Source organism: Citrobacter sp. Cpo103, assembly GCF_030332605.1.
GTDB lineage: Bacteria > Pseudomonadota > Gammaproteobacteria > Enterobacterales > Enterobacteriaceae > Citrobacter > Citrobacter portucalensis.
In genome coordinates, this window is the sequence record NZ_JAOWHO010000023.1 from 82,495 (window position 1) to 102,236 (window position 19,742).

14 protein-coding genes are annotated in these 19,742 nt (G+C 50.0%); 6 read left to right on the forward strand and 8 right to left on the reverse strand.

Features of this window, described 5'->3' with window-relative positions:
* Positions 1 to 6: 6 nt before the first annotated feature.
* Together ddpX and OGX89_RS05970 are read right to left on the reverse strand one after the other, a co-directional pair.
* A complete protein-coding gene (ddpX, locus tag OGX89_RS05965) occupies positions 7 to 594 on the reverse strand; it encodes a D-alanyl-D-alanine dipeptidase (RefSeq protein WP_232397875.1) in 588 nt (195 codons plus the stop codon).
* A gap of 14 nt (positions 595 to 608) precedes the next feature.
* Positions 609 to 1,475, reverse strand: a complete 867-nt coding sequence (locus OGX89_RS05970; protein WP_003020002.1) for a MurR/RpiR family transcriptional regulator — start codon at positions 1,473 to 1,475, stop codon at positions 609 to 611.
* A 401-nt stretch (positions 1,476 to 1,876) separates the two neighbouring features.
* Between OGX89_RS05970 and hdeB the strand changes: the two genes are divergently transcribed.
* From hdeB to OGX89_RS05990, 4 genes are all read left to right on the forward strand, one after another.
* A complete protein-coding gene (gene hdeB, locus OGX89_RS05975; protein WP_003019999.1) occupies positions 1,877 to 2,206 on the forward strand; it encodes an acid-activated periplasmic chaperone HdeB in 330 nt (109 codons plus the stop codon).
* Between the two features lie 155 nt (positions 2,207 to 2,361).
* The gene (locus OGX89_RS05980; protein WP_126957179.1) at positions 2,362 to 4,305 is read left to right on the forward strand and encodes a methyl-accepting chemotaxis protein; all 1,944 of its coding nucleotides are present in this window, start codon (positions 2,362 to 2,364) and stop codon (positions 4,303 to 4,305) included.
* 179 nt (positions 4,306 to 4,484) lie between these two features.
* Positions 4,485 to 4,799, forward strand: a complete 315-nt coding sequence (locus OGX89_RS05985; RefSeq protein ID WP_003832988.1) for a helix-turn-helix domain-containing protein — start codon at positions 4,485 to 4,487, stop codon at positions 4,797 to 4,799.
* The gene (locus OGX89_RS05990; RefSeq protein ID WP_126957177.1) at positions 4,792 to 6,063 is read left to right on the forward strand and encodes a type II toxin-antitoxin system HipA family toxin; all 1,272 of its coding nucleotides are present in this window, start codon (positions 4,792 to 4,794) and stop codon (positions 6,061 to 6,063) included. The genes OGX89_RS05985 and OGX89_RS05990 overlap by 8 nt, the downstream gene beginning before the upstream one ends.
* A gap of 96 nt (positions 6,064 to 6,159) precedes the next feature.
* On the opposite strand, the gene OGX89_RS05995 is transcribed toward OGX89_RS05990, so the two are convergent.
* The 5 genes from OGX89_RS05995 to OGX89_RS06015 all read right to left on the reverse strand — a co-directional run bounded on the left by OGX89_RS05995 (position 6,160) and on the right by OGX89_RS06015 (position 16,373).
* A complete protein-coding gene (locus tag OGX89_RS05995; protein ID WP_003832985.1) occupies positions 6,160 to 7,527 on the reverse strand; it encodes a glycoside hydrolase family 10-like protein in 1,368 nt (455 codons plus the stop codon).
* 12 nt (positions 7,528 to 7,539) lie between these two features.
* On the reverse strand, positions 7,540 to 7,827 hold the full coding sequence (locus tag OGX89_RS06000; RefSeq protein ID WP_032943454.1) for a VF530 family protein: 288 nt from the start codon (positions 7,825 to 7,827) through the stop codon (positions 7,540 to 7,542).
* Positions 7,828 to 7,961: 134 nt separating this feature from the next.
* Positions 7,962 to 9,290 (reverse strand): HlyD family type I secretion periplasmic adaptor subunit, encoded by a 1,329-nt coding sequence (locus OGX89_RS06005; RefSeq protein WP_185879291.1) that lies wholly within the window; start codon positions 9,288 to 9,290, stop codon positions 7,962 to 7,964.
* On the reverse strand, positions 9,290 to 11,029 hold the full coding sequence (locus tag OGX89_RS06010; RefSeq protein ID WP_057067763.1) for a type I secretion system permease/ATPase: 1,740 nt from the start codon (positions 11,027 to 11,029) through the stop codon (positions 9,290 to 9,292). Before OGX89_RS06010 ends, OGX89_RS06005 begins: the two co-directional genes overlap by 1 nt.
* A gap of 10 nt (positions 11,030 to 11,039) precedes the next feature.
* Entirely contained in the window at positions 11,040 to 16,373 is a 5,334-nt protein-coding gene (locus OGX89_RS06015) for a peroxidase family protein (protein WP_126957175.1), read from the reverse strand.
* A 633-nt stretch (positions 16,374 to 17,006) separates the two neighbouring features.
* Here OGX89_RS06015 and OGX89_RS06020 point away from each other — a divergent pair.
* Both OGX89_RS06020 and OGX89_RS06025 read left to right on the forward strand, forming a co-directional pair.
* Positions 17,007 to 18,194 carry an OmpP1/FadL family transporter gene (locus tag OGX89_RS06020; protein WP_063941973.1) on the forward strand — a complete coding sequence of 396 codons (1,188 nt, stop codon included), beginning with the start codon at positions 17,007 to 17,009 and terminating at the stop codon, positions 18,192 to 18,194.
* 237 nt (positions 18,195 to 18,431) lie between these two features.
* Complete coding sequence (locus OGX89_RS06025) at positions 18,432 to 19,061, forward strand: winged helix-turn-helix transcriptional regulator (protein ID WP_003832974.1); 630 nt, start codon at positions 18,432 to 18,434, stop codon at positions 19,059 to 19,061.
* A gap of 116 nt (positions 19,062 to 19,177) precedes the next feature.
* Here the strand turns inward: OGX89_RS06025 and OGX89_RS06030 are convergent, their stop codons facing one another.
* Positions 19,178 to 19,564 carry a KPN_03583 family lipoprotein gene (locus OGX89_RS06030; protein ID WP_063941972.1) on the reverse strand — a complete coding sequence of 129 codons (387 nt, stop codon included), beginning with the start codon at positions 19,562 to 19,564 and terminating at the stop codon, positions 19,178 to 19,180.
* Positions 19,565 to 19,742 lie beyond the last annotated feature (178 nt).

The following is a 19,742-nucleotide window of genomic DNA, read 5'->3' on the forward strand; positions in this document are numbered from 1 at the left end:
CCAGAATTAAAGTGGATGTTGTGTTGTTATTGGCGTGACAGTGTAACAATCCATTTGATCGTCAAGCAGCGGGTAACGGGCGGCATCAGGTAATTCAAAATGCCACCATTCACTGTTAATACCGACAAAACCACCACCAAACATAATGGCATTGAGCAACAGGCGGTTACGCTGCGCTGCCGGAGGTACAGACGGGTGCCAGGCGTGGGAACGGTCATGCATTTCATCAAAACCGGCACCCATATCAAGGAGATGGCCGCGATCGTCCATCAACGTGACGTCAATGGCCGTACCCCGACTGTGATTGGAACCAATCGCGACATCGACAACATACTGCGGGTCGGGACAGGCATTCCACAGTATCGCCTGCGCCTGCTGGGGGCGATACGCGTCGTACACCACAAGCTGCAGGCCGGCCAGTTGCGCAATACTGATGCTTTTAGCCAGCGCGGTAACCGCCTCAGTGTGCAACAGACAACGCGCTTCCCGGTAGATTGGTGCGCCGGTAATGTTGTCGGCAGTGGCGTATTTAAGATCGATATGCAGCGACGGAAATATCACCGACAGATCGACCAGTTCTGGGAGTTCTGACATAGCACGTATCCTGTTTATTGTTCGAATTGACCAAATTGTTGTTGTAACTGGCGATTGGTTTGCAGGCGTCCTGCGAGGGCGTCACCCAGTTGTGCCACCACCGCAGAAAGTAATAAGTTGAACAGACAGCTCACAGGCGCCAGTGAGTCCCAGAAATGTCCGGTGTCGGTTTTTACCTGTAGTAAATCAATGGAATAATCCCTGGCCCATGGGCACCACACATCGGTAATTAGCGCCAGCGGAATGCAGCGCTCTGTGGCGACACGGCAATATTGTCGCGAAATAGCGGAGTAGGCGCGCATATCGGTAATAACCACGTAAGGCTGGCTGAATCCCGAGTTCAGCGACTCTACCCAACTGCCGGAAAGGCCTTCGGAGTAGCTGACTTTAGGTCGCAGGTATTCCAGGTGACTAAAAAAGGCGTTGGCGATCCCGCGGGTGGACTGGATCCCGAGGATGTACACGGCTTCCGCATGCGCCAGTTGCTGTGCAATGCGTAAAAACGTTTCGCCTTGTGCGAGCTGGTAGACGTGGGTAATAGCGTCGATCTCCAGCAACAGCGACTGATGCGCCCGATCCGGCAGGCTTTGTTGCTGGTGCCAGGAGTCCAGTCGTTCGTTCATTCCCCAGGGCTGATAGGGAACAACGGGAAGCTCACGCAGACTGGCTTTTGCATCCTCCAGGTTACGAAAGCCCAGTTTACGCAGATAACGTCCGACGGTAATGCCGCTGGTGCCGGTTGCTTTGGCGATGCCATCTGCGGTTTCAAATGGGATCTGCACAGCATGGGCTAACAGCCACCCGGCCACGCGCTTTTCGCTGGGCGTCAGCTGGCTAAAGGTTTGCTCTATGCGGGTAAATAACTCTGGTTTGGCTGTCATTACCTTCTCGCTGTTAGTTGCCTGTCAGATACCGTATTTCTGTTAGCGAATTAACAATGCAGGACGCGTGCCATGTGCGTAACAGCGGCACGTCGGCTGTTTTTGTTAAAAATAAACCGATATTCATTAACCAATGATCAACATTTGTGCAATGTAGTTCAGTTTTGGTGCAACGGCAGAGGAAGAGGGGTATGAATCTGCTGATTTCGTCGGAACGATCACATTGTGGGCAACATTTACCCCTCAGACATAAGAATCAGTAATGGGAAATATAAATTTCAGCCATATCAATAACAGTAATCTTTATTCTTATGATGGTAGGGGTATTATTTTTCGCGAGCTACATTAACGGTGTTAAGCGCAAGTGTAGATATTATTTATATTATAAATGGAGTACTACAATGAATAAATTCTCCCTTTCTACAGCAGGTATTCTGGTCGCAGCGCTGTTAACCAGTGTCAGCGTCAATGCAGCAACAGATAACGCTAAAACTGAAGTGACTCCAAAAGGCATGAACTGCCAGGAGTTTATTGATTTAAACCCACAAACTATGGCTCCAGTGGCCTTCTGGGTGCTCAATGAAGACGAAGACTTCAAAGGTGGTGACTACGTCGACTATAACGAAACCGTTACGACTGCAGTTCCTCTGACCGTTGAACTTTGCAAGAAACATCCGCAGAGTGAATTAAGTAAAATAAAAGACGAAATCAAAAAAGAATTATCCAAATAAGATTTAACTGTTATTAAAGCCCAGCCAAAGTGCTGGGTTTTGTTATTTGTGACACTGTCACTAATTTGTTTTGCAATACTTAAGAAAACTTTATAAAGATATAAACGCCTGTGCCGATACTGGATAAAAGTTAGCCTTTTGCAGAAGGAGTTTGTATGGCCTGGTATCCTACTCATATTTCAACGCGTTTAACCATCGGCGGCATTCTGCTGCTTGCAGTAACGAGCCTTGTTATCGTGGTGATTATGCTCTGGCGCGGTCAGCCGCGCGTCGTTGAAATCAACACCGCTCTGATCGAAGAAACAGGGCAAGGTTTAACCCGTCAGTTGAGTACCGTATTGTCCCGAATTGAAGGTGAGACCGTCAGCCTGTCGCGACTGGCTGAAGTGTTGCCTAACGATGAATCACTGTACCAAAGCGTTGTTCCGCATCTTATTGGTGAAGGTAAAGACTCGATTATTACCGGCGGCGGCATCTGGCCAGAACCAGACGCCTTCACCGCAGGTGTGGAGAAAAGAAGCTTTTTCTGGGCGCGTAATGCTGAAGGAAAGCTGGTGTATTCCAATGATTATAACGTCGAAGGATCGAGTGGATACCACAATGAAAGCTGGTATCAACTGGCCAAAGGCCATTCACAAAACAGCTGTTTATGGTCTGACGTTTACCAGGACGCCAGTTCAGGCGTCAACATGGTGACATGCAGCGTGCCTTATCAACAGGCGGGCAAGTTTGCCGGTGTCGCTACCACCGATATCCGTCTGGATAACGTCGCCACTTTCATGCAGCAGCAGGGAAACAGCACCGGTGGTTACGCGTTTGTGGTAGACAAGCAGGGACAAATTCTCTATTTCCCGCAGGCCGACCTGGCAAAATATAAAACCATTAACGATTTGGCGCAAAGCGCGCAGTGGCTTATCCCGGTGCAAAACGGTCTGAAATCCTTGCGCCCGGCGGATGGAGTGAAGACGATTACGCTTGCGAACGACAACGTGTTGAATACGCCATCCCGGGTAATGCTGTTCCCGATGGCGGATACCGGCTGGGTCGTGGGGCTGGTGACACCTGAATCACGCATCGTCGGTCTCGCCAAAGTGATGATGCAGGATGTTCTGGAAGTATTGATCCCTGTCATGACGCTGTTGCTGGTGGGATCATGGCTGGTGGTTCGCCGACTGATTTCGCGTCTCGATGAAACTCGCCAGGCACTTGATGATATTGCGCAGGGCGAAGGCGATCTTACCCGTCGTCTGGATGTTCGTGGCAAAGACGAGATTTCAGCTATCGCCGAGGCGTTTAACCTGTTCGTCGATAAAATCTCGGCCATCCTGATCACCGTCAGAAGCAGTAGCACAGTGGTAGCGAATAACGCCGTTAGCCTGGCTGACAGTAATATGGAGCTTTCATCTCGCGTCACGCAGCAGGCCGCTGCGCTGGAAGAGAGTTCGGCGGCGATGGAACAGTTAAATGCGACCGTTCATCAAAACGCCAGTAATACACAACTGGCGGATGAGCTATCCGATAGCACCGCGCAAACGGCCAACCGCTGCGGCGATGTGATGCAGGGCGTGATCTCAACAATGGATAACGTCAGCGCCTCATCCGGCAGAATGGTGGAAATTGTCGCGGTCATCGACAGCATTGCATTCCAGACCAATATTCTCGCCCTGAATGCCGCGGTTGAAGCCGCCAGAGCGGGGGATGCTGGCAGAGGGTTTGCCGTCGTGGCCTCCGAAGTGCGCACGCTGGCTCAGCGCAGTGCCACCGCCGCCCAGGAAATTAAAACGTTGATTGATGAATCTGTTTCTCATGTAGGTAGCGGAAGTCAGCAAATCCACACTGCCGGCGAACGTCTGGGAGAACTGGTCAGCAATGTGCGTCAGGTGCGCCAGTTGATGGGGGAAATACGCGTTGCGGGTGAAGAACAACGTAAGGGCGTTTCCGAAGTCACGCTGGCCGTTACCGAAATGGACAGCACCGTTCAGCAGAATGCCTCGTTAATTGATGATGCCGCAGCACGGACGCAGGCGCTGAAAGAGGAGGCGGAACAGCTGGCACTGCTGGTCTCATCCTTCAGGTTACCTGAGCCTTCCGTTGCCTGATAACCACACCATATCCGGGTACAGACCTTGTGCCCGGATAACTCCATTATAATGGCTTTTAAGTAAATTTTTCCGGTTTAACTCCCTTTTATTGTGTTTTATAAGATTTTGAATTCCCCACCATTTAACTCTATAATATTGGGTGTAAAGTAGCTTTTATTCTTATAAGGGCCAATATTATGGATTTAACGCTCAATACAGCTGCTGATATCGTCAAACTACTCTGTGACAGATTGCGTAAAGAACGACTCGCGCGGCAAATGACGCAGGCTGATGTTGCCGCGCGTTCAGGTGTCGGTGTGAATACCGTTTCAAATCTGGAAACAGGTAAGAATGTAGGATTTGAGAATCTGGTCAAAGTCGCGATGGTGTTAGGCTATGGCGATGCACTGGAGGGGTTATTCAAACCCAGGATTGATAGTCTGGATGATATTTTGCGTTACGAAAAGAGCGCAACGCGCCAGCGGATCAAAAGGAAAAAACCTGATGCCTGAACAAGTTGATGTCTTCTATGAAGGTTGGGGTGAAAAATGGCTGTGGGGAAAACTGGTGTCTTCCACAGCCCTGACCGGACGTCCGTTGATCGCCTTTGAATACAGTGAAGACGCCTTACGTAGGGGCCTGGAGCTGTCCCGTCTGATGTTACCGCTGAACGGTCCTCGTTTGCGCAGGGATTTCCCGGCTCATCAGTTGGGATTACCCGGACCGGTCTATGATTCGCTACCTGACGGCTGGGGCATGCTGTTGATGGACCGATTATTTAAACGCCGCGGACTCAACGCAGCACGCATAGGTCCATTAGAGCGTTTAACCTGGGTCGGCAACAACGCGATGGGTGCCATGACATTCCAGCCCGTTCAGTCAGATGTCGAGATGCTTTCAAAAGAGGATGTTCCTCTCGAACAACTGTCCGCTGAGGTTCAGGAAGTCCTGAGCGGTGAAGGCGGGGAATTTTTGCACAAACTGCTCCAGATGGGCGGTTCGCCACAAGGAGCAAGGCCTAAGGCGCTACTTTATCGTGACACTGTCACGTCTAAATTCACCACGGTGCCGCAACCCGGGAGCGAAAGCTGGCTGATTAAATTTCCCGCCAGGCATGAGCATGCTGAGGTATGTGCCATCGAAGCGGTTTATGCTGAATGCTTGCGCCAATGTGGGATCACCACGCCTGATACGGCGTATTTCAATCTGCCCGGCGGACAGGCGGCATTTGCCACTCGCCGTTTCGACCGTGACCAGTCGATACGTATTCCTATGCAGAGCCTGGCGGCACTTACCGGGGCAAATTACCAGATACCCGGCGCTTTAGACTACCGGGATTTTCTGCGCGCCACGCAGATTTGTACCAATGATGTCAGAGAAAAGGCAAAAGCGTTCGAACGCGTGGTTTTCAACGTGGCTTTTAACAACCGCGATGATCATCCGAAGAATTTTGCCTATTTAATGTCAGCCGATGGAAACTGGACTCTGGCTCCGGCTTACGACGTCACCTGGTGCGAAGGGCCAGGTGGGTATCACCAAATGGACGTGCTGGGAGAGGCGCTGGATATCGAAAGAAAGCACCTTCAGTCGCTTGGCGTTCAGGAAGCTGAGTTATCTGCTGACCATGTGAACGGCATAATCGAAAAAGTCTGTCACTTTGCCACTGCATTGAGCGCTATCGCCAGGGACAAATACCCCGATCAGATAACGCTATCTACGCTGAAGACGATTCAGAAACAAATTAATGATAATGTCCGCCGGCTAATGTCCCGGTGACGCAGATACGGCCGCAACACTTCCCGGAAAATTAAAGCTGAGCGGGGCAAGGTTTCCCCGCTACATTTCCTCGCTAAACTGACCAGAGGACAACCATTAACGTCCCCAACGATTGCGAATATAGGTCACAGCTTCCTGCGTTTGCGGTTGATTAAGATAATCTTCGCGAAACAGGATCGTGCCGTTGATGTACGGTTCGGATTCGTTTAAATCGAGCTGCTTTTTCAGTTCCGGCACACCGCCTTTTACCGTCCAGTCCGGCTCTTTTCTCGATGGTTCACCGACTTTATACAGCGCTACACCAATGTAGAGGCGAGTGTTGGTTGATTTTACGACATCTGCCCACCATTTTGCCAGTACATCGTAACGCGCTGCGTCACGGGCAAAAGGCCAGTAGAGTTGCGGTGCAATGTAATCCAGCAAACCTAATTGCACCCAACGGCGGGTGTCTGCATACGACTCATCATACGCTGCCGCGCCGCGCGTGTCGGAGCCCGCTGGATCGTGCGAACGGTTGCGCCACACGCCCGCAGGACTAACGCCAAACTCGACTTCAGGCTTGAGTTTCTTGATGGTCCGCGATACCTGGGCAATCAACCTTTGCGTGTTATCGCGCCGCCAGTCAGCTTTGGAAGCGAACCCCTGACCGTATCTTCTGAAGGTCTGGCTGTCATTGAGCGCAGAGCCGGGAGATTCGGTATAGAAGTAATCATCAAACTGCACGCCGTCAACCGGGTAATTCTCAACCACTTCCGCCACGATGCTGGTGATCCAGTCGCGCACGTCGGGAATACCGGGGTCTAACACAAAACGCTCGCCCGCAGTGCGGATCCAGTCCCGATGCAGGACGTATACGCTGGACGGCGTCTGTGACAGCGTGCTGTTTAATTCAGTGACCGTCGAAGGTTTGGTGTTTACGGACACGCGATAGGGGTTAAGCCAGGCATGAACTTTCATTCCGCGCTTATGCGCTTCATCGAGCATAAACTTCAGCGGATCGTAACCCGGATCCTGGCCAATCGTACCGGTCAGGGTATCTGACCACGGTAGAATTTTTGACTTCCACAATGCGGTCCCATCGGGCTTAACCTGGAAAAAAACGGTGTTAATACCAAGCCGTTTCAGGTTGTCCAGCTTATCCGTCAGCGCTTTTTGCTGCAGGCTGATGCGTACGGCAGGCGAACTGATGTTCACGGATGAAATCGGCGGCCAGTCAAGACGTGAAACCGTCGCCAGCCAGATCCCGCGCACTGGCTCCTTGCTCTGCTGGGGTTTGCTCACCGGAGGTAGCGGAGTGGTCTTGTGACCGGGTGGTTGTGAAGAACAGCTGCCAAGTAACAACATACTGCCTACAAGTACAGCAAACCATTTCATGTTGGTCAGCGGTAGTCTGGCACGAGAACGGGCGAGAATCTTCGCCAGTTTTTTCTGATAATTTCCTGAAAAGAAACCGGATGCTGCCATCTGATTTTGCTCTTATTTCTTTTTATTGCGGCTGTTAGCCCAGGGATCGAAGGCCGGTTCGGGGGTGTTGTTTGAGGCCAGGTCATGCAGCGAATCAAGGTACAGCGCTTCAACTTCAGCCCGCGCCCACGGCGTACGGCGCAGAAACTTCAGACTGGATTTAACGCTCGGTTCATTTTTAAAGCAGTTGATATTAATGCGTTGCGCCAGTTCAGCCCAACCATAACGTTCAACCAGGGCATTGACCTGCATTTCAAGCGTTACGCCATGTAAAGGGTCTTTAGAAATATGAGCATTCATATGAAGTCCAGTTCAGTGGTTCCAGATTTTGTCAGTAGTGTGACGGGAAGAAGGTTACAAGAAAGCAAAGCTGCCAGCAACGGCAGAAAGCGGTATGGCGCGACAAGCCGTACGCCATACCGGCAATGGATGGCTCAATACTCTTTAAAAGCCAGTTCCAGACGGGCAATCAACGGTTTAAACAGGTAACTCATCAGGGTTCGTTCACCGGTCTTGATCGTCACGCTGGCGGGCATTCCCGCTTTAATTTTGTAATCGCCCAGCAAACGCGCGCCCTCTGCTGAAACCTGTACTTCCGCAAGGTAGTAAGGCTGCTGAGTGGCTTCATCAATTAAGCGGTCCGCCGAGATAGTCAGAACCCGGGCCGGAACCGACGGCAACAGGGCATGGTTAAGGGCAGGGAAAAGCACATCAACGGTTAAGCCGGGGACCAGTTTATCAATGGCATGCACGGGTATTTTGGCATCAATTTGCATCGGTTGTCCGGCAGCAACGATATCCATAAGATGTTCGCCGGGTTGAATGACGCCGCCCACGGTACTGACTTTAACATCCAGCACAATACCGTTAATCGGTGAGCGAATCTCGGTGTTATCCAGCTCGTGACGGGTGGACGCCAGTTCATCCTCCAGCATTGCCACTTCTTTTTGGTTTTCCGTCAGTTCAGACTCAACTTCACGTAAATATTGATGACGCACCTGGTAGGCTTTAATTTTTAATTCGTTTTGCTGCGATTTCAGTTTGGCAATGTTAAGAATATCTTCTGAAACGCTGCCAGATATTTCTGCTGCCTCGCGCTCCAGCACCAGTAATTGCGCTTTGGGATAATAGTTTTTTTCGCTCAGCGCGCGAATAGCCCCTAACTCCCGGTTAATCAGAGAAAACTGGTGGTCGCGATAGCCTTTTATTTTATTGAGATTATCCGTTTGTCCTACCAGACCATCGAGCGTTTCCTGAATCATCGACAGTTCATCCTGAATCGTTTTGCGACGGGTATCGAAAAGTTTAGCCTGCAGATTTCTGACTTCTGCCAGCCGTTTATTGCCAGATAATTGCTGCGTCAGCGTCGTATTAAAGACGATCGCATCCAGGCCATCGCGTTCTGCCAACAGGCGATCTTCGATACTTTTTGCAGAAATATACTGGGCATTTAACGCGCTGAAACGCATTTCAAGCTGCATTTTATCCAACCGGACGAGGACCTGATTTTTCTTCACCAGGTCGCCTTCTTTGATAAAGATATCCGTTACCCGACCGCCGCTCAGATGCTGAATGGTTTTGCGGTTACTCGATACGGTTACCGTACCATCGGCGACCACGCCCGCATCTAACGGCGCTTGCACTGCCCAGAGGATAAAACTACCGACACCAAGCACAATGACGATCACGCCCCGGATAATCGGCGACCAGATATTAGTATCAACGCCAGCAGAGGCCGCGTTCTCAGATTTCTTTTTCATCATCAGGCCTCACGTTGCTGTTCAGTCGTGGATGGAGAAGGCGTAGCCACTGGTTTCAGTACGTTGGCCTGACGCAAATGGGCAAAAACCTGATCGCGGGTACCAAACTCCTGTATAGCGCCATCGTTAAGCAGCAAAACCTTATTGACCACGCCGAGCAGCGTCGGGCGGTGTGAGATAATGACAGTGGTTTGTCCCTGGGTACGCAGGGTATTGATGGCTTTAACGAGTGCGAATTCGCCCGCGTCGTCAAGATTGGCATTCGGTTCATCAAGCACGATGAATGCAGGATTGTTATACACGGCGCGTGCCAGCCCGATGCGCTGCCGCTGCCCGCCGGAGAGCTGATATCCACCTGCGCCCAACAGCGTGTCATAACCTTGTGGCAAGCGCAGGATCATCTCATGAACGCCTGCCAGTAATGCGGCGGCGACGATAAGCTCACTGTCATTCTGCGCGAAGCGGGCAATGTTTTGCGCGATGGTACCGTCAAACAGTTCCACATCCTGCGGCAGATAGCCAATAGACGGGCCCAGCAGCGCTTTATCCCACTGACAAATATCTGCGCCGTCTAATCTGACTTTCCCTGATAGCGGTTTCCAGACGCCAACCAGAACCTTTGCCAGCGAGGTTTTCCCTGAGGCTGAGGGGCCGATAATCCCCAGAACTTCACCTTGCTCCAGCTGGAATGAGATATTACGCAGTAGCGGGGAAGGCTGGCCGGGGGCTGCGGCGAAGACGCTTTCGACGCTGATGTTGCCGTTAGGACGCGGCAGGGTCAGTACCTCTTTCGGTGCCGGATACTCCTTCAGCAAGGTTGAGAGCTGATGCCACGCGCTACGAAACTGCACGAACTGCTTCCAGCTGCCAATGACTTGTTCTACCGGATTGAGGACGCGGCCAAGAATGATCGAGGCGGCGATCATCAGGCCCGGAGTAATATGGCCGCCGATCACCAGTAAAGCCCCGGCGCCCAGCGCAATAGATTGCAGCAACACCCGCACAAAGCGGCTGAGACTGCTTAACCCGGCCGTTTTGTCGGCAATCTGCGTTTGTAGCGCCAGCACTTTGTTATGTTGCTCCTGCCAGTTGGACTTCAGGGTCGAAAGCATCCCCATCGCTTCAATGGCATCGGCGTTTTGCAGCTGTTTATTCAGTTTGCTGGCATTGTTAATGGTTAAGGCGTGCGCTTGCTGAATCGGGCGCTTGGTAGAGATTTCAGATACCAACGTCAGAATAAATAATAATGTTATTCCGCCGAGAGAAAGATATCCCAGCAGGGGATGGACCAAAAAGGCGATGAACAGATATATTGGCGTCCAGGGAATATCCAGTAAGGCGAACAGGCTATTCCCGGAAAGAAACTGACGAACCTGATCTAATTCGGCTAAAGATTGCGCTGGGTTGTTATCACCGGTAACCATCTTTCTTTTAAAGGCTGCGTTAAAAACCAACTGGCTTAGCTTTATATCCAGCCTGTTGCCAAGCCTGACCATAACCTGCGCGCGGGCAGATTCAATCATGGCAATAACGATGTACAAGCCGACAATCAATAAGGTCAACATTAACAGCGTGGTGGTATTTTTACTGACCAGCACACGGTCGTAAACCTGTAGCATATAAATTGCCGGCGCCAGCATAAGCATATTAATCACACAACTAAAAAACAACAGCATCAGAAAAGTGGGTTTCGTTCCCTTTAATGCATCATTCAGTTCTGTTGGCGTATGCTGGCGCGACATAGTCATCTCCTTATACGATCAATGAACTATTGCCATTGTTACTGGCAAGGGTAGTGGGCATTTCCAGATAAAAGTCACCAATATTCACGGTGTTCGAATTGACGCCCACCAATGTGATGGTATCTGTACCGATAGTCACAATGGTGTTGCCATTGTTTCCGGTGATAGACACGCTGCTGGCAAAATTACCCGCGTTGATACCTAACAAGACGAGATCAAGGAAGTCCTGCCCGCCGTTGGGGTTACTGTCAAAACCGGTAATTCGGTCCTGCCCAAAGTTGGCACCAAAGGCGAAGATATCGCTCCCGGCACCACCGTCCAGAATGTCGTTACCTTCCTGACCATTGAGAATATCGTCCCCGCTACCGCCGGAGAGGGTATCCGCGCCCGCACCGCCAATCATGACGTCGTTACCAACCCCGCCTTGCAGGTTATCAGCGCCATCTCCGCCATCGAGGAAGTCATTCCCGATACCACCAAACAACTGGTCGTTACCGCCCATACCGAACAGATAGTCGTTACCGGTCCCTCCCGTAATGGTGTTCGCAATGGCATTACCGGTACCGATAAAACTGCCGCTGCCGGTAAATACCAGTTCTTCCACGTTATCGGTGAGGTCGTAGCTGCTAATGTTGGTTCGGACAACGTCCGTGCCCCCATTCACACCTTCGATAACTACATCACCGAAATCATCAACGATGTAGGTATCATCGCCCGTGCCGCCGGTCATACTGTCGGCACCAAGCCCGCCATCAAGCGTGTCATTACCAGCATCACCTTGCAGAATATCTTGCCCCGCCTGACCAGAGAGGTTGTCGTTTCCCGCACCGCCGATGAGCAGATCGTCACCTGCACCGCCGAGTAAGGTGTCATTACCGCCTTCACCGCGTAGGATATCGCTCCAGGCAGTGCCGACGAGGGTGTTAGCCCCGTTGGTACCCACAATCAGATCGCCCACGGGCTGGGTGGTGGTCGACGTCAGGACAACAGGGGGGTTGCCTTCATCGTCGACGACGGTAACGACCACCTGCAACGTTCTGCCAACCATAGCCTGACCCGGCGTATAGGTGGCGGAAGTCGCACCGTTAATGTTGACGAATCCGGTTGGCGAACTCATTCTCCATTGATAAGTGAAATTACCGCCGCTCAGACCATCGGCGTCAGCAATGCCTGAAACCACCGCGGTCAGCGTCAGGCTTTCAGTTGGGGTGAGGTCGTTAATTACCGGCACACCGGTCGTGGCCTGATTTCGCGGTAGGATCGCCTGAGTTTGTGCCGACACCAGGGTTTCAGCGTCACCCATGCGGTCGTTAAAACTGGCTACCACACGCAGCGGAGCACCCTGAATAGTGCCAGGCACTCTGAACTCAACACCGGTTGCCTGATCTCGCCATTGGCCGTTGACGAATGCCTGCCAGGTCATGGTGATGGCCACATCCGCCGCCAGGCCGTTACCATCCAGCAAGTTCGCCACGTTGACGCGCAGCAGGTCGCCCACCGAAGGGTTAGGATTGCTGATGGTCAGATCGCCCGTCGCTTGCTGCGCCGTCACCCACAGCTGCTTCCCATCGCCAAACTCCAGTTTTTCGATGTTCAACAGACGATCGATGCCATCATTCAGGTTCAGCGCGGCATCCGGCGTGGCGTGATCGACGCGCAGGCTACCGTCCGCCATACGGGTAAAGACATAGTTGCTGCTGACATCACGGTACACCGCGACGTCAGTTTCCGTGCCGTTACCTTCATGCAGGATTTCTCGCACAATCGACAGCTGATTCGGTTTCAGCGTGCCGGCCAGCATGTACGATTTCAGTTCGGCCATACCTTCGGCGCTGGTGAGTCCCGCCATACCTGTAACGGCAATACGCACGTTGAGCCATGCATCACCATCAATGATATCGTTACCGGCTTTACCCATAATGCGGTCGCTACCGCCACCGCCGAGTAAAATATCGCTACCATCATCAGGGTTCAGTAGTACCGCGTTCGGATTTGTAGAACGCTCTACGCCGAGAATAGCCTGTAAACCGGTGATCCTGTCCGCACCTTCCTGGGTCAGGTTGTTAGAGAGGGGAACGCCCTGAACAGGCGCAGTACCTATCGGCTGTTCTGTCCCGGTCAGGATATCGTCGTATTTCCAGCCTGACAGCCCTTCAACAAGATCAAAACGGTCGCGTAGAATAAACTCCTGCTGGTTGACGAAAATAGGGATCCCAAGGTCAGAGTTAGCGCCATTTGGGTCGCCTTTATGGATAGCCCAGTCGAAACCGGCCATGCCATTATTGCGCTGGATCCCCGCGCCCTGAATCATGATGTCGTCACCGGCTTCGCCATCGTAGTCGGTGTCGTTACCCTGACCGTTGAGGACATCGTGACCGATAATGGTACTGTTGAAGAACAACTCAGAGTTGTCACCCGCCAGCGTGTCAAACCCGTCGCCGCCTTCCAGCCAGTCATCACCTTCGTTGCCCATCAGGAAATCACCACCCGAGCCGCCAAGTGCAAAGTCGTTATCCTGGCCCGAGAAGACCTCCTGTGCATCTTCGCCGACCACCACGAAGTCACTACCGCTGCCACCAAAGACCAGATCGTTTCCGTTACCGGAGAAGATAACGTCATGTCCGGCATCACCGTGCAGGAAGTCCGCATCACCAACAGGCGTACCGGTATCGGTAATAATGTCATCACCGTCACCACCATGGACCACGTCTGCTTCGTCGCCGCCGTCCAGTCGGTCATCTCCGCCATCACCCCACAGACTGTCGATCCCTTTACCGCCGATTAACGTATCATTGCCTGCCGTCCCTCCAAGCACCACATGCCCATCGCCGGTATATTTCAGATACCCGCCATCGGCAAAACTATCGCCGTCAACATCCACTCCTGGGTCGCGACGCACCAACAACGGCGAGAGCAGATCCTTCAGCGGATTACCCCATTTCGGGTCGATTTCCGTTTGCAGCACGCGGTTCACTTCAAAAATATGGTCCGGTGTCTGGAACAGATTAGCGGGCAGGTGGGAGGATCCCTCATCACCAAGATCGCTGTTACGCATTACCAGCGCGGAAAACGAGTTGGCCTCCAGTTCATTGAGTAAGTTCAGTCCCTGAACGCGGCTCAGATAGTAGAAACGATCGCCGTCCTGAAGCATTTCCATTTGTGTTTCAAAGACGAAGTTGAAGGTTGAGCCGAGCATGCCGCCAAATTCATTTTTGCGCTCTGCCAGCCCGCCAATCCAGAAATCGACCATATTCAGGCCGGTCTCTTTGGTTGCCCACGCTCCGGTACTGTTAAAGAAATCCATCGCATCCGCAGGCGGGGCATTGTTAGCATCACCAAACAACAGGAAGTTTACCGCTGCACGCTTACCTTCAAGGCTGGTGGCATTGAGGATCAGCTCATGCTGACCATAGGCGGCCATAAAGTTAATGATTGAAGCGGGATTTTTCAGGTAGGTAGTGAAGTCAGCCCAACTGGTATAAGGCTTCAGTTGACTATCACCGCTTAATGCAAAAAACTGCTCGCGGGCCTGGTTCAGCGTCGGCATTGCGGTGTCACGGCCACGGGCTATATTAAGCGCGCCTAAATCGAGGGGCAGGCCGATGAGATTATTACGCAGCGCATCGGTAATAAATTCATCAATTTCGTTACCCACCTGACGCGTCATACCACGCACAATTGCGCCAATAGCCTGATCGTCCGTGACGGTGGCCCCGTTGATTTGATTAAATGCTACCGGATTCAGGAATGCTGAAATCAGGTCAATATCACCGCTTTGCATATCAATGTCGGTGCGCGCCACGGTTTCTGTCAGCATTGAATGCCCGAAACGGTAAACCACATGCGCAAACTCGGCAAAGATCATCGGGTTTATATCCGCCGTGTTGGAGAAAACAAACGGATCGACGGCGGGTTGAACGGTACGGGCAAACTCCTCGAATACGAGGTGCTGATATTGCATTTCCGTGGAGAAGCGGCCTGCCTGGAATAAGTACTCACCGTTCCATACCAGCGTACTGGTATCGGCAGGTAATTCCGTGATTTGATGATTGGGCATCAACCACTGATTAATGAGGTCGATATCACCGGTTTCCAGCAGTGTTGTTTTATATTGCTCAACCAGACGGTTATGCTCGCTGTGAAAAACGGCGTGCACCGCGGTTAAACCTATATTTTCGTTCCCACGCCCGTCACCGGTAATAAAGTGACGATCGAGCAGTTCGTTATCATAGGTTCCTGCCGGTTGCGCTCCTTCGCCCCCAATCGCAGTGTCATCATCTGCCAGCAGACCCACTTTGGGCGCGGCAGTATGCGCAATATCATCAAGAAACGCATGGCCGGTGCGGAATGTTCCCTCAGGCAACAGACCGCCGTTTGCTTCAACCAGTCCCCCGGTGGTAACAATCTGTACCTTTCCATTTTCACTTAAAATCAAATTACCGTAGCGGTCCGTTGCCAGCAGGGGAACATTAAACACATCCTGATCGGTGAGTTTAATGCCTAGCAGAGTTTCAGCCTGGTTTTTAACGTCGGCCCAGGTCGCCAGTCCACCGTTCGCACCGCCTAATAAATTCCCGGTAGGCTCAGGTTTCCCATCAATAATGACGTATTCGCGGATGAAAATCTGATGTGAAGGATGGGAGGTGTAGGTTTGGTTTTGGTCGATGAAGGGGGTCGTCAGGTTTACTGTCTCTCGGTTTTCATCCACCGTTGCCCGGGTTAATAGCATAAAGTTTGTCGACGACCCTTCCACATATAAAGGGTCATCCGGCTGTAGCGGAATGAAAACGATACCGTTGCCGCCTTTGGGAATCAAATCCAGACCGTGGTCAAAAAACTGGCCAAAGAAGGTCATCCAGCCGTTAAAAGCAGGGGAGAGACCGATATCGGGAGACTGGTTAGGAATGGATAACGTTTCTCCGTCTCCTGTAATAGTCCCCCCGCCGGGAGCATCTTTTAACGCGTTAAATACCTCCAGTGCGGCTGGGTTAGATGCCGTTTGATCGGAAATTAAGTTACTAATAATACGTGGGTCGGCATCAATAACGGTGCCACCAATTTGGATATAACTGGTCATTTGGTCCGCATCTTGCCAGTTTAACGCGGTTAATCTCGGCATTGTCTGGTCGGCAGAGCCATATAACTCCTGGCCTGGTAGAAGATTATTCCATGAACCATCTACCGTGCGAAGTCCATAAGGCAATAGCGGACTGGAAACTAATTCTCTAAGCAATTCAGCATTAACGCTACCATCCGGGTTAGTTGCCGCTTCGGATATTTTGATCTGCTTAAGAATAAAAGCAAGATCGTGCAGAGTGACAGTAAAGTCATATTGTGAGGCCATAAGTCATTACCCCTATCTTTACCTGTATTAGCTATCATCACTCTTTTCTTCCACTTACAAAAACTGACAGAAGAATGAGTCGTATAAGATACCTGATTGTTATTACATGATTAAAACTCCATATTTAAAAAAATGAAGTATCTACGACTTGATTAGCATTATTCTCCTGAAATTTAGTTAGCACAGTAAGATATGCACCTCACTTATATATTAGGTTTGAGCGGTTGATGGTCTTCGTGCCCCATTGAAATTAAAGGTATATTCGAGACACGCAGTTTTGAGAAGACAAGGTCTCCTCAAGGCTGTAAAGGTTTTACTTTTTAAAACGCATATTACAGTTATGTGATGATCATAACTATGGTTTTTCCGTTGGCGACTTCACTCATACTTTATTATGAAAAGATTAAATTTTCATTTCTTTACATTAGAATTTATGTCAAATCTCTTCTTAAGAAGAATTCTCATTAAGTCGACTTTTAAGATGTCATTGTGTTGAATTATAAAATTTAATATTGGATGAAATTTAACACGACATCATTCCTGATGCCTGATTATGCTATTAGCATAAATCAATACAGTGTGATAGCTGACCCTACGTTTAGTAACGAACGCCCCCTCCAAACAGGTAATGCAATGAAAAAAAATATAATTTTTCTCTCCGGGATGATTTTTTCGTCAGTCGGTCACGCCAGTGCGCTCTACTTCTATGAAGTCGGAACGGAGGATACCGCACTGGCTGGTGCAGGGCAGGCCGCTCGTGCTCAGGATGCCTCTACGCTGTTAACGAACCCTGCGGGGATGACCCGTTTACCTGACCATATGGTCAGCGGAGGATTACAGGCGATGGGCGGAGATATTCCCTATACGCTGAACAATACGACAGATGGAAGGCAAAGCCCCGGTAATGTAATGACGCTTTTCCCCAATGCCAGCATGTTTTATACGCAACGGTTAAGTGATACCGTTTCTGCCGGTTTGGGTTTGTACGGCAACTATGGGTTAGGCATCGACTTCGGCAACTGGGCAGGGGATCGGTTAATTAAACAAAGTACCATGGTTGCGATGACGCTGAGTCCCGCCGTTGCATGGAAACTAAGTGATAAGGTGTCGGTTGGCGCAGCTGCAGGGCTAAACTATGGTTTTCTGTCGCTAAGCAGAGATGTCGATGGCCACGATGAGAAACAAAGCGATCATGACTGGGCGATGAATTACCACCTTGGCTTATTAATGGATTTAACCGACAAAACGCGGGCGGGTGTAACCTGGACCAGTAAGACTGATTATCATTTCAATATTGACGGGACAGCGCGTTTTCCCAATATACCTAATATTGGATATGATCTGCCGATCTCCACACAGGTCCGTGCTCCGCAGCAGGTGATGTTTAGTCTGGTTCACGATATCAACAGTCAATGGTCAGTGATGGGCGATCTTGGCTGGCAGGACTGGAGCCAGTTTGGCAGCCCGCAGATTACAATAAATGGTCAGCAAAGCGATCGTGATAATCGTCTGAAAGATACATGGCATACAGCGCTGGGCGTGCAATATCATCCCGATGAGCAGTGGCGCATTAATGCCGGTATTGCCTATGACAGTTCACCGTACAAATCGCAAAGTGATGTAGCGCTTTCGATGCCAACCGGCGATGAATGGCGACTTGCCACCGGTGCACAGTACCAGATTACGCCAGCCAGCAATATTGGCGTTGCCGTTGAGTATTTGCACATGCAGTCGTCAAACGTCAAATCTGATATCTTTGCAGGCCAATATAAGAACCCGTGGTTATGGTTTGCCAGTGTCAACTACAGCTATCAATTCTAGCGCCGTTATTCCCGATTAACTATCTCACGCATTGTTAATAGTCACCATGGCGGATTATCTATCCGACAGTGTCTGGTAACCGTCTGCTGGTGGTCTTATCACACACGCTGGTTTAAATAAAAATAAATTTCTACTTTTATTATTGAGCAATTTATGGTTTTAATATGAATCTGTACTACCTTCATGGAATATAGGTAAAAGTATATTGTTTTCAATCTAAATAATACAGGTTTGATTATGCAAATTTCACCTCCGGTACGCCCAGAACAAAGCATACAACGCTTAATGCAAGCACTTGAACCGATTGCAGAAAAGATGAAGGTTGTGCCGCGGCGGCGTATCATGTGGAAATACAAGAATAAGCCTCAACTCTACCTTTTTTTGCAAGGGGAGCTGTCTATTTTACGTTCTTCTGATGGTCTGTTAATCGTGACCGTCTATGAACCCCATTTGTTCGGTATTGCCGAAATGATCCAACCGGTACACGGCCATTTATTGCGCGCTGAAGCTGAGTCAACATTATTACGCGTCGATGCCGATAAAGCACGAGAACTCTTTCATCAACAAGGCTTGTGGGAAGATGCGGCGGCAGTGCTTTCATATCATACGGGCTATCTCTTTTATCGTGATGATTTAGTCGTACAGCAGCGTACTTATTCAGTGATACGTAACCACCTCGAAGAGATGATTTTGTTGCCGGAAGAGACGCGCACGCGAGTCTCTATTTTAGATTATATTCAGGATCGGACCCACTTATCGCGCAGCAGTGTTTTAAATGTTGTGTCTGCGTTAAAAAAAGGAGGGTATATTGATTTTGAACGCGGAGGGTATCTTACTTCCATCAATAAATTGCCTGAGCGATTTTAAATAAACCCACAAACAAGTTACAAATCGATTATCTAAATTTAATATTCTATTGTTGTGGTATGCCATATATCAATCGTAAGAAATCCTCCTCATCATTTTCTGAGGAGGATTTCTTGTTATTCAATAAGAGAGTTCACGGACTGATTAATGCTTAACAGTCCTGTTTGATTATGCTCCTTATAATAAAAATTGTTCATTTGCTGCATTTGTTCGAGCTTGGTTAAAGAAGCATAAACCTGGTATGCCTGGCTATGAACGTCAAACATCTCTCTTGGCTTAACCTCATGAAGATATTCATTTTTTAATGAACTCGCGACGTTTTCAATTTGCTGTTTATTATCCTGATATAAGGACAGGGATGCCGAGTCACTACTTGATTTTGACTCGGGTTGTGCCTGAACAACAGGGATCACCATTTTATTGATTTTAACAACTTTCTCTGGGGGAGAAGTATTACAGCCAGAAAGTATCCCAACGATGAGAAGTAGATAGAGAGTGCGCATATATAGTGTTCTAAAGACAATGGATGCCAGCTATTATCTTTTTATACAGTCAGGTGTCTACAGCTATTTTGTTTAAATAAAAACAAAAGGAAATTTAAAATTAAATGCCATTGCATTACATTGTTTCATAAGACCATGTTAGCCTACGAGGCATTAGATCATAGAAACCTGATAAGTA